Raw genomic sequence first — 1,059 nt, 5'->3', positions numbered from 1 at the left:
AGACCTTCACCCAGACCGGCTGCACCCGGGTGCAGTTCTACGAGTACAAGCAGTCGACGATGTCCTTCGGCGAGGGCACCCGCACCGGCTGCCTGTTCTACGAGTTCGGCTGCCGCGGGCCGATGACGCACTCGCCGTGCAACCGCATCCTGTGGAACCGCCAGTCCTCGAAGACCCGCGCGGGCCAGCCCTGCTACGGATGCACCGAACCGGAGTTCCCGCACTTCGACCTGGCCCCCGGCACGGTGTTCAAGACCCAGAAGGTCGCCGGGGTGATCCCGAAGGAGACCGGGACGGGCACCAAGAAGCTGTCCTACATGGCCTCGGCCGCCGCCGCCCGGTTGGCGGCGCCGAACTGGTCCAAAGAAGACATGTTCGTGGTCTGACCCACGCACTCGGTTTATTGGCGAACCCAACCACCCCGGAGGACCCCTTCACATGACCGCCCTTGATCTTCACGTCAGCCCCCTCGGACGGGTCGAGGGCGACCTCGACGTCCGGGTCACCATCGAAGACGGCGTCGTCACCTCGGCCTGGACCGAGGCTGCGATGTTCCGCGGCTTCGAGATCATCCTGCGCGGCAAGGACCCGCAGGCCGGGCTCATCGTCACCCCCCGCATCTGCGGGATCTGCGGCGGCAGCCACCTCTACAAGTCGGCCTACGCGCTGGACACCGCCTGGCGCACCACCATGCCGGCCAATGCCACCCTGGTCCGCAACATCGCCCAGGCCTGCGAGACGCTGCAGTCCATCCCGCGCTACTACTACGCCCTGTTCGCCATCGACCTGACCAACAAGAACTACGCCAAGTCCCCGATGTACGACGAGGCGGTCCGCCGGTACGCGCCCTACGTCGGCACCAGTTACCAGAAGGGTGTGGTGCTCTCCCAGAAGCCGGTCGAGGTGTACGCCATCTTCGGCGGGCAGTGGCCGCACTCGAGTTTCATGGTGCCGGGCGGGGTGATGGGCGCGCCGTCGCTCTCCGACGTCACCCGCTCCATCGCGATCCTGGAGAACTGGAAGGACAACTGGCTGGAGTCCGACCTGCTGGGCTGCAGC

General features: G+C 66.7%; 1 protein-coding gene and 1 pseudogene. Both read left to right on the top strand.

The window, feature by feature from the left end:
* A pseudogene (locus tag ADBZ5U_RS16530) lies at positions 1–386 on the top strand (hydrogenase); the annotation flags it as partial.
* A 52-nt stretch (positions 387–438) separates the two neighbouring features.
* A partial coding sequence (locus ADBZ5U_RS16525) for a nickel-dependent hydrogenase large subunit (protein ID WP_526811991.1) occupies positions 439–1,059 on the top strand: 621 nt, incomplete at its 3' end.

The organism is Mycobacterium sp., assembly GCF_040398885.1.
Classification (GTDB): Bacteria; Actinomycetota; Actinomycetes; order Mycobacteriales; family Mycobacteriaceae; genus Mycobacterium.
Note: the sequence above shows the minus strand (reverse complement) of the source record. Positions and strands in the feature narration are given on the sequence as shown.